At 28.9% G+C, this 8,697-nt stretch carries 10 protein-coding genes; 4 read left to right on the plus strand and 6 right to left on the minus strand.

The window, feature by feature from the left end; all coding sequences use genetic code 11:
* Positions 1-228 (minus strand): helix-turn-helix domain-containing protein (locus BMX03_RS10605; RefSeq protein ID WP_143052099.1); only part of this gene is annotated, 228 nt, incomplete at its 3' end.
* A gap of 221 nt (positions 229-449) precedes the next feature.
* On the opposite strand from BMX03_RS10605, the gene rbr reads away from it, so the two are divergent.
* Positions 450-983, plus strand: coding sequence for a rubrerythrin (gene rbr, locus BMX03_RS10610; RefSeq protein WP_091695338.1), 534 nt, complete (start codon positions 450-452; stop codon positions 981-983).
* A gap of 62 nt (positions 984-1,045) precedes the next feature.
* Here the strand turns inward: rbr and BMX03_RS10615 are convergent, their stop codons facing one another.
* Complete coding sequence (locus BMX03_RS10615) at positions 1,046-1,387, minus strand: hypothetical protein (protein WP_008539292.1); 342 nt, start codon at positions 1,385-1,387, stop codon at positions 1,046-1,048.
* Between the two features lie 209 nt (positions 1,388-1,596).
* On the opposite strand from BMX03_RS10615, the gene BMX03_RS10620 reads away from it, so the two are divergent.
* On the plus strand, positions 1,597-3,495 hold the full coding sequence (locus BMX03_RS10620) for a sigma 54-interacting transcriptional regulator (protein ID WP_091695340.1): 1,899 nt from the start codon (positions 1,597-1,599) through the stop codon (positions 3,493-3,495).
* A gap of 18 nt (positions 3,496-3,513) precedes the next feature.
* Here BMX03_RS10620 and BMX03_RS10625 read toward each other — a convergent pair whose 3' ends face one another.
* Positions 3,514-4,443, minus strand: a complete 930-nt coding sequence (locus BMX03_RS10625; RefSeq protein WP_091695343.1) for an ArsR/SmtB family transcription factor — start codon at positions 4,441-4,443, stop codon at positions 3,514-3,516.
* Between the two features lie 267 nt (positions 4,444-4,710).
* On the opposite strand from BMX03_RS10625, the gene BMX03_RS10630 reads away from it, so the two are divergent.
* Positions 4,711-5,706, plus strand: coding sequence for a glycoside hydrolase family 43 protein (locus tag BMX03_RS10630; RefSeq protein WP_091695345.1), 996 nt, complete (start codon positions 4,711-4,713; stop codon positions 5,704-5,706).
* Between the two features lie 9 nt (positions 5,707-5,715).
* Positions 5,716-6,957 (plus strand): oligosaccharide MFS transporter, encoded by a 1,242-nt coding sequence (locus BMX03_RS10635; RefSeq protein WP_091695348.1) that lies wholly within the window; start codon positions 5,716-5,718, stop codon positions 6,955-6,957.
* A gap of 63 nt (positions 6,958-7,020) precedes the next feature.
* Here BMX03_RS10635 and BMX03_RS10640 read toward each other — a convergent pair whose 3' ends face one another.
* The 3 genes from BMX03_RS10640 to BMX03_RS10650 form a co-directional block, all read right to left on the minus strand.
* On the minus strand, positions 7,021-7,815 hold the full coding sequence (locus tag BMX03_RS10640) for a Cof-type HAD-IIB family hydrolase (protein ID WP_015561931.1): 795 nt from the start codon (positions 7,813-7,815) through the stop codon (positions 7,021-7,023).
* A complete protein-coding gene (locus BMX03_RS10645) occupies positions 7,812-8,450 on the minus strand; it encodes a DeoR/GlpR family DNA-binding transcription regulator (RefSeq protein WP_255361491.1) in 639 nt (212 codons plus the stop codon). Before BMX03_RS10645 ends, BMX03_RS10640 begins: the two co-directional genes overlap by 4 nt.
* A 44-nt stretch (positions 8,451-8,494) precedes the next feature.
* The coding region (locus BMX03_RS10650; protein WP_143052092.1) for a zinc ribbon domain-containing protein at positions 8,495-8,697 on the minus strand (203 nt) is incomplete at its 5' end.

The following is an 8,697-nucleotide window of genomic DNA, read 5'->3' on the forward strand; positions in this document are numbered from 1 at the left end:
AACATCATTATATTTACTAGAGTGAGAAGAATTTTTACGACGTTTAAGATAGTTATTGTGAGCAGATATAGAGACATATTCATTTTTAATTTTATTACGAGATAGTTCTCGAGCAATAGTAGAATGATGACGATGCAAAAATTTAGCAATAAAACGAGTAGAATAACCTAAAATAGAAAGAACCTCTATACGAATACGTTCAGATATGGTAAGATGATGATAGCTCATTATGAATTTTCCTTTCGTGTGGATTTGGTGTGGTAACTTTATTTTACACGAAAATTCATAGTGAGTTTTTTATTTTTCTAGGTGTCGCACTTCATTATACAATCTATCACATGAAAATATCTTGACTATCAAGAAAAATAGTATATAATATTAATTAATAATAATTATTTTTTAGTTAGATTTAAAAAATAAGAAAGTAAATTGGAAAGGAAGCGGTTTGAATGGAATTAAAAGGCAGTAAAACAGAACAAAACTTATGGGCGGCATTTGCTGGTGAATCTCAGGCACGTAATAAATATACGTACTATGCTTCTAAGGCAAAAAAAGATGGTTATGTTCAGATTGCTAAAATTTTTGAAGAAACAGCTGCAAATGAAAAAGAACATGCTAAAATTTGGTTTAAATTAGTAGATAAAGTTGGTACTACTGAAGAAAACTTAAAAGCAGCAGCTGCTGGTGAACATGAAGAATGGACTTCTATGTATCCAGAATTCGCAAAAGTAGCACGTGAAGAAGGTTTCACTCGCATTGCTAACCTCTTTGAAATGGTTGCTAAAATTGAACAAGAACATGATGCTCGTTACAATTTATTATTAGCAAATATTCGAGAAGATAAAGTTTTCAAACGCAATGAAAAAATGATTTGGATGTGTTCAAACTGTGGTCATGTATATGAAGGTACAGAAGCTCCAGAAATTTGTCCTGTATGTGCTCATCCAAAAGCATTCTTTGAAATTAAAGCAAACAATTATTAATTCGGTTATAAAAAAGGCTAGTTAGATTATATCTAACTAGCCTTTTTATTTTATATTTTATTTTAACCGAATATATAAGCAACTACTGTATATAAGAATAGAAGTAAAATAATACCCATAAAGAAAATCTGTGCCTTATAGAGCCATTCTCTAACGTTATCAGACACTTTTGCATGACGATTAGCATACATAATTACTAAAGCAATTTCTAAAACTAAGTAAGTAGCAAAGCTTATTGGAGCTAAAATTAAACTTTCCCACATAGTTACTAATAATAAGAAGTTAATGACGATTAATAGGATTAACCAAATATCTTTACCGTACTTTTTCTGTTCTTTAGGTGCATTTTGTTGTTCTTTTGTTTTAGTAATTTTATTACTAATTCGTTTACTCATTCTAGCCATAGAAAAAACCATCCTCAACATTTTAATTTATGAATAAAGTATAACAAATATAATTTTAGCTCACAAGTTAACAAATAAACAATATTTTTTGTACAAATGTTATTATTTTTTTAGAAAATAATTGATAGTTTGTTACACACTTGTTAAAATAGTTAGTATCTTAAAGATTTTAGGCGACAAACTTTACAGAATAGAGGTTTATAAATATTATGATTAGAGAACATCGAAATCGAGAAAAATTAATAAATTATTACAAAATTTTTATAAATAAGGGGATAACTGACCCTAATGTACATCCATGGATAAAAGAATCATGGGAATTATCTAAGCAATATCAAGTTAATCCTAAAAAAATTCCAGCAACTGCTAGATTATCAGCATATGAATTGGCTCAATTACAAAGCAAACACAGTGATGCTATTGAGTATTTAGATAATTTTATCGACAGTATTGTGGACTTTTTACATGAATATAATCTATGTTTAACTATCATGGATTCAGAATGTACTGTACTAAAAAAATATGCCAATCCAACATCAAGACTTATTGATAGATTAGAAGGCGTAAGCTTAACTACGAAAAACGTAGGTACACTTAGTTGTAATATTGTAAAAGAACATAAAGTACCATTTTGGGTATTTGGCCCAGAAGTTTGGCTTGAAGAATTACATGAAATGAATAGTGGTTCTGTGCCAATTATGGTCAATGGGGAATTAACATATATCGTATCTTTAACTGTAATGGAATATGAAAAAATTCCTCAAGATGTAGTTTTAGCATTATTATTTACATTAAAAACTGCTTTAGAATTAAATATTAGACAATCTTTGAATATCAAAGCCCAAAAAGCTATTTTAGATGCAGCGCCATTTGCTGTATATCATATTATGTCTGAAGATAAAATCGTTTATGCAAATCGCATGGGTGAAGAACGTTTATCCGCTATTAATGCTATAAATGAAAATAAAGAAACAGCTCATTTAAAAGATGTTGTATTGAATTATACACATACTCCTATTTATGATGGGTTCCAAGGCGTTTCTTGTTATAATCGAGAAACTACATGGATTACTAATAATAAAACTTATGAAGATATTACTACTGTTGTACCATTAAAAAATTCTGAAGATGTACAAAGTGTAGTTACAGTATCTATGCCAATTGAAGATTTACGTACTTTAGTAGCTCATGCTTCTGGTTATACGGCAAAATATAGCTTATCTTCTATGGTGGGAGAAAGTAAAGCTTTTGTACAGATGAAAGAACGTGCTTATCGTTTAGCTCGCAATAAAAATCATATTTTATTACAAGGTGAAGCTGGTATTGGTAAACAGCGTTTAGCGCATGGTATTCATATGGCTAGTATGCGTATGGCAGGTCCATTGATTTCTATAAATTGTGCAGATTCTACACCAGAATTATTGGAACAAGATATCTTTGGTGCAGCTACAGATTCTGATGTTAGTCATCCAGGTAAATTAGAATTAGCAAGTAAAGGTACTTTATTCATTGATGAAATTGAAAAATTACCAAGCTCTATTGCTAAAATGTTAGCTAAAGCTTTATCCGAAAAGAAAACTCATCGTATCGGTGAAAGTTTAGAACGCAGTATTGATGTACGCATTATTGCTGCAAGTGATGCAAATTTAAGACGTTTGACTGAAAAAGGTCAATTCGATGAAAAATTATTTAATATAATTTCTCGCAGTATTATACGTGTACCATCACTTCGTTCTCGTAGAGATGATATACCGATGTTATCTATTAACATCATTGAAGAATTGTCTAAACAGCATCAAATGGAACCAAAAGTATTATTACCTGAGTCCTTAGAAGTATTGAAAAATTACGATTGGCCAGGAAATATCAAACAATTACAAAGTGTATTGGAATATTCATTCTTTAATACAAGTGGACATGAAATCTATCCTACAGATATCAACTTAATGGGTAGCGTAAAACCAGATAATAAATGGAAAACAGATAAAGAAATATTCCTCAAAGCATGGAAAGCAGCTGGCGGAAACGTAAGTCGTTTATCTAATCTTTTGAGTGTAAGCCGTGTTACTTTATATCGTTATATTAAAAAATATGGATTGGAAAAATAAAAAAAAGACGTTAATTCTTTAAGAATTAACGTCTTTTTTTTCATAGAAAACTCTAAATTTAATATCTTGATTATAATTACCAAAATTTTTACCAAATAAAGTAAATCCACCTTTATGTTTAGCATCATCAAGGACAGCCATTTTAAATAAAAAAGGAACATCCTTAGTTAATTTTAATGATGATATGGTTATATCAGAAATTTGCTTTCCATCAATAAATGTACCATGCTCATTAATAGATAATAATTTTAATAAACCATATTGATTCCAATTATCTTGCCACCATTCAGGCGTATAGATACCACGTTGATTTTCACCATAATCACCAGGGCTAGTCCATTTTCCAATAAAATGATTATTAAAATAGAAAGATATATCACTTGGCCAATTTTCAGCAACTCCAGGAGCTTCAGAAGATATTTCCATGGTTAATTGAAGTTCTAAAATATTATCATCTTTTTCTAGATAATTAGGTAATCTATATTCAATAAAACCTGTATTAAACCATAAAATGCTAGCATTCATACGTTCTGGATCATCAAAATAACTAGAATTATCTTCTTTACCAATTAAGTTATCTGTAGTAGCTATACCACATGTCGGTGTAATATTATGTGCAATATATTGACCAATAGGAATATCTACTTCATAGAAGTTATCTGTGTTGAATTGATTAACAAGTGAAATTACGAAGCGGTCTTCTTTAACATAACAAGCTTTTCTAGCTTCTTTATTACCAAATAGAGGTTTTATTTCTATTAAATCTGCATCAGTTAAAATTTTTAAATGCTGCGTGATAGCTGCTCTAGATACATTGAAAGTATCAGCTAAATCATTTAAACTAGTACCTTTATTCTTAAAAACATAGTGAAGTATATCTAATCTAAGTGGTGAACTTATTGCTTTAGCAAATAAAAGTGTATCTTTTTTAGTAAAATATTCCCGCATTAAAACATCGTTCCTTAAAATGTATTATGTATATATGATTATACTATATTATGATTTTTTTTGACATATTTTAAGGAATAAAGAATATAGTTTAGAAATTTAATTATAAAGTATAATTAAGTAAATACTAAAATAGAATTTATAATTAATAAAAAAATAAATATTTTAATAAAAAGTATTGACTTTAGAAAAATATAAATGTAATATATTTATCGAAAGAAAAAATAATATAAAATTTTCAATAAATTTAAAAAGTAGGTTGATATTATGAAAGATTATACATATTTAAATCCTGTAGTAACACAAAGAGCAGATCCATATATTTATAAACATATAGATGGATACTATTATTTTTTAGCATCTGTACCTGAATATGACAGAATAGAAATTAGAAAATCAAAAACTATTAATGAATTATTTAAAGCTCCATCAGTAATAGTTTGGAAAAAACATTTAGATGGAGATATGAGTGAATTAATTTGGGCTCCAGAAATTCATTATATAGATAAAAAATGGTATATTTATTTTGCTGCAGCTCCTAATAAAGAAGTTACGGGAATAACTTTTAATCATCGTATGTATGTAATAGAATGTTTAGATGCTGATCCATTGACAGGAACATGGACTGAAAAAGGACAAATTAAAACAGGTTGGGAATCTTTTTCATTAGATGCTACAATATTGCAACATAAAGGAAAACTTTATTATATTTGGGCTCAAGAAGATAGAAATGTAAATTATGAATCACATTCTAATATATATATTGCAGAAATGGAAAACCCTTGGACTTTAAGAACGAAACCTGTAATGTTAACACAGCCTTTATTAGATTGGGAGATAAAAATATTTTGGGTAAATGAAGGACCAGCAATATTGAAAAAAAATGGAAAAATATTTTTAACTTATTCAGCTAGTGCAACAGATGAAAATTATTGTATGGGTATGTTAGTTGTGAATGAAAATGATGATTTATTAGATCCTAAATCATGGAAAAAGTTAGAAAAACCAGTATTTAAAACATCTTATAAAAATAAACAATATGGTCCAGGTCATAATAGTTTTACAGTTTCAGAAGATGGAATGAAAGATTTATTAGTCTATCATGCAAGAAATTATACAGACATTGAAGGAGATCCATTATATGATCCTAATCGTCATACAAGAGTACAAGTTATAGAATGGGATAAAGATGGTTTTCCTATTTTTGGAGAACCTGTAATGGATACAAGAAATGTAGATTTTGATTCTTTAAGAAAAAAGTAGGTGTAATTTATGAGTAAAGTATTTAAAAGAGATTTTTTTAATTATGGTGGAATGTTTTACTTTTATTTTTTTACATGGGCGATAACATTTGCATTTTTACCTATTTGGCTTAAAGATAATGCTCATTTAAATGAAGTACAATCAGGTCTTATTTTTTCTGGTATATCTTTAGCAGCACTTTGTTATCATCCATTTTTTGGATATATTCAAGATAAATTAGGATATAAAAAGAATCTTTTTGCTATTATAGCTGGAGCCATGATTTTTTTTGGTGTATTTTTTAACTGGATATTTATTCCTTTGCTTGAATATAATTTTTGGCTTGGTTTATTTGTTTGTAGTTTTTATATGAGTTTGTGCTTGTATGGAGGCGTCGGTGTAGTAGAATCATATATCGAGCGAGTTAGTCGTAGTAATGGATTTGAATATGGACATGTACGTCTTTTTGGTTCGATTGCAGGAGCAACAGCAAGTTTTGTTGGAGGTATTTTATTTTTACAAAATCCAGAAAGTATTTTTTGGGCAGCTTCTATATCAGGCGCAATATTGTGTGTATTATTGTATTTAGCACCAGTAAAAAAAGATGTTATAGAGAAAACGAAAACTAATAATGCTGTTATTACTAAGAATGATGTATTTAAAATTTTAAAATTAAAAGATTTTTGGTTTTTTGCGTTAATAATTGTTGGAACAGCGGCAATATACGATGTGTTTGATCAACAATTTCCAAATTATTATGTAACTTTTTTTGATACTAAAGCAAATGGAATAGATACATTTAGTAAATTATGTGCAGCTCAAACTGCTATTGAAGCTATTTTAATGATTTTTGCACCAGCATTAGTAAATAAAATTGGAGCTAAAAAAGGTTTATTATTGTTTGGCGTATTAACTTTTATTCGTATAGCAGGAAGTGCAATATTTACGTCAATAACAATGTTATCTATTTTTAGATTAATTGCAGCTTTTGAAATGCCATTAATGTTAGTTTCTGTAATGAAATATATAACACAAGTTTTTGATGTTAGATTATCGGCTAGTGTTTATTTGTTAGGATTTAATTTGGCAAAACAATTAGCTATAGTGATTTTTTCATCTATAGCAGGAGGCATGTATTTGAATTATGGATTTCAGAATACGTATATTATGTTAGGGTCAGCAGTTTTAATAATTACTTTTATTAGTATATTTACTTTGAAAAATATAAAAAAAGATAAAGTTATGATAAATAAATTAGCTGTGGACAAATAATTAATATAAAAAGAAAGCTTGGCATATTAGCCAAGCTTTCTTTTTTATCAATACAATTTTTTATTATATAAATTTATCAATAACGTATGCTATACCATTTTCATCGCAATCTTTGGTGATAAATTGAGCTATATTTTTTACATCATCAATAGCATTTCCCATGGCAACACCAAGACCGGCATACTCAATCATAGCTAAATCATTATCACCATCACCACAGGCCATGATTTCACTTTTATCTATTTGCAGATACTGAGCTAATTTACTTAAGCCTACAGCTTTATTGATATTAGGTAGTGTTATATCCATAGTATATTCAGTATTTTGCTGTAAACCGATTTTATCTTTAAATATATTTGATAATTCATCTTGTATTTTTTGGATATTTCCATTTAAATCACAAACGACTAATTGCGTAACATTTTCTGTATATTTCTCAAATTCATCGCCAACTTCTACTATATTTAATCCTTTTGTGGTTTTATAAGCAAGGAACATATCCATATCTACATAGCGAATATAAATAGTATCACCAATATACCAACGAATATACCAATTTTTTTGATAACATATGGAAATTAATTTTGTTATTGTATCTTTAGGAAAGTGAGCTTCATAGATGCTTTTTCCTGTATTTAAATCTTTAACAACACCGCCATTACAAGATATTACAGGACAATTCATATTTAATTGTTTAGCAAAATAAACAGCAGACGCTGGCATACGACCAGTGGCAATAGTTACATAAATACCTTTATCCATAGCTCTTTTTATAGCTGAGGCATTTTCCTCGGAAACAAGTTTTTGTCGATTAAGCAAAGTACCATCCATATCTAAGGCTATTAATTTTATGCTCATAAAATATTTTCTCCTTTAACTTTGTCATTAAAATCCCAAAATAGTGAGCAATTGGCTTTGGCTAATGCTGTGACAATAGCTTTTGGGGGCATTTTTGTAGTCAATACGATATCTACATCGCTTAATTTACCAAATTTATAAGCAGGTTGCAAGAGAAATTTTCCCGAATCTGCAAGAACGCAGACAAGTGCGGAATTTTTGGCAATTAAATGTTTGATAGCAGCATCTTCATTTTCAAAGGTATAGAAGCCATCTTCATTGATGCTAGCGGCTCCTAAAAAGGCGATATCAAAACGGATATTATCAAGTATAGTTAAAGTTTCACTACCAAAAAAATAACGATTTACTGGATTGAGTTTGCCACCTAATAGATGTAAATCTAAAGTAGCATTATCTTTTAATTGTTCAATAATATCAATGGAATTACTATATATAGTAGATTTTTCTTTGATGTATTTGCACATATATTGAACTGTTGTTGATGTATCTAAATAGCAAATAGCATTTTTTTTGATATATGATGAAGCTACTTTGCCTAATAAATCTTTATTGGAGTTTTGTGATGTACTCCCACCACTTTCGCTATCGCTTAGAAGTGGGGGCTTCTTGTTCGATACAACTTTTGTTGTAAGCATAAGCAAGCTATCCCCGTGCATCCCACGGTTCTTTATTTTTTATTTTATCCTAAGACTATTCTCATGCCTTCATTTCTTATATTTATCGCTGCATTTATGTCTCTATCATGCACTACTTTACAATTTGGGCATTTCCATTGTCTTATAGACAAATCTTTTACTTCTTTATTTTTATATCCACAATTACTACAAATTTGCGAACTTGCAAAATATTTCCCTACTTTTACTAATTTCTTTCCTACTTCTT

This window comes from Megamonas sp. Calf98-2 (genome assembly GCF_900110235.1).
Taxonomy (GTDB): domain Bacteria; phylum Bacillota; class Negativicutes; order Selenomonadales; family Selenomonadaceae; genus Megamonas; species Megamonas funiformis.

Bases quoted from the DNA above. Each gene is read 5' to 3' on its own strand.
- BMX03_RS10640 (WP_015561931.1), bottom strand. From the start codon at position 7,815: ATGAGCATAAAATTAATAGCCTTAGATATGGATGGTACTTTGCTTAAT.
- BMX03_RS10630 (WP_091695345.1), top strand. From the start codon at position 4,711: ATGAAAGATTATACATATTTAAATCCTGTAGTAACACAAAGAGCAGAT.
- BMX03_RS10620 (WP_091695340.1), top strand. From the start codon at position 1,597: ATGATTAGAGAACATCGAAATCGAGAAAAATTAATAAATTATTACAAA.
- BMX03_RS10615 (WP_008539292.1), bottom strand. From the start codon at position 1,387: ATGGCTAGAATGAGTAAACGAATTAGTAATAAAATTACTAAAACAAAA.
- BMX03_RS10625 (WP_091695343.1), bottom strand. From the start codon at position 4,443: ATGCGGGAATATTTTACTAAAAAAGATACACTTTTATTTGCTAAAGCA.
- BMX03_RS10645 (WP_255361491.1), bottom strand. From the start codon at position 8,450: ATGCTTACAACAAAAGTTGTATCGAACAAGAAGCCCCCACTTCTAAGC.
- BMX03_RS10635 (WP_091695348.1), top strand. From the start codon at position 5,716: ATGAGTAAAGTATTTAAAAGAGATTTTTTTAATTATGGTGGAATGTTT.
- rbr (WP_091695338.1), top strand. From the start codon at position 450: ATGGAATTAAAAGGCAGTAAAACAGAACAAAACTTATGGGCGGCATTT.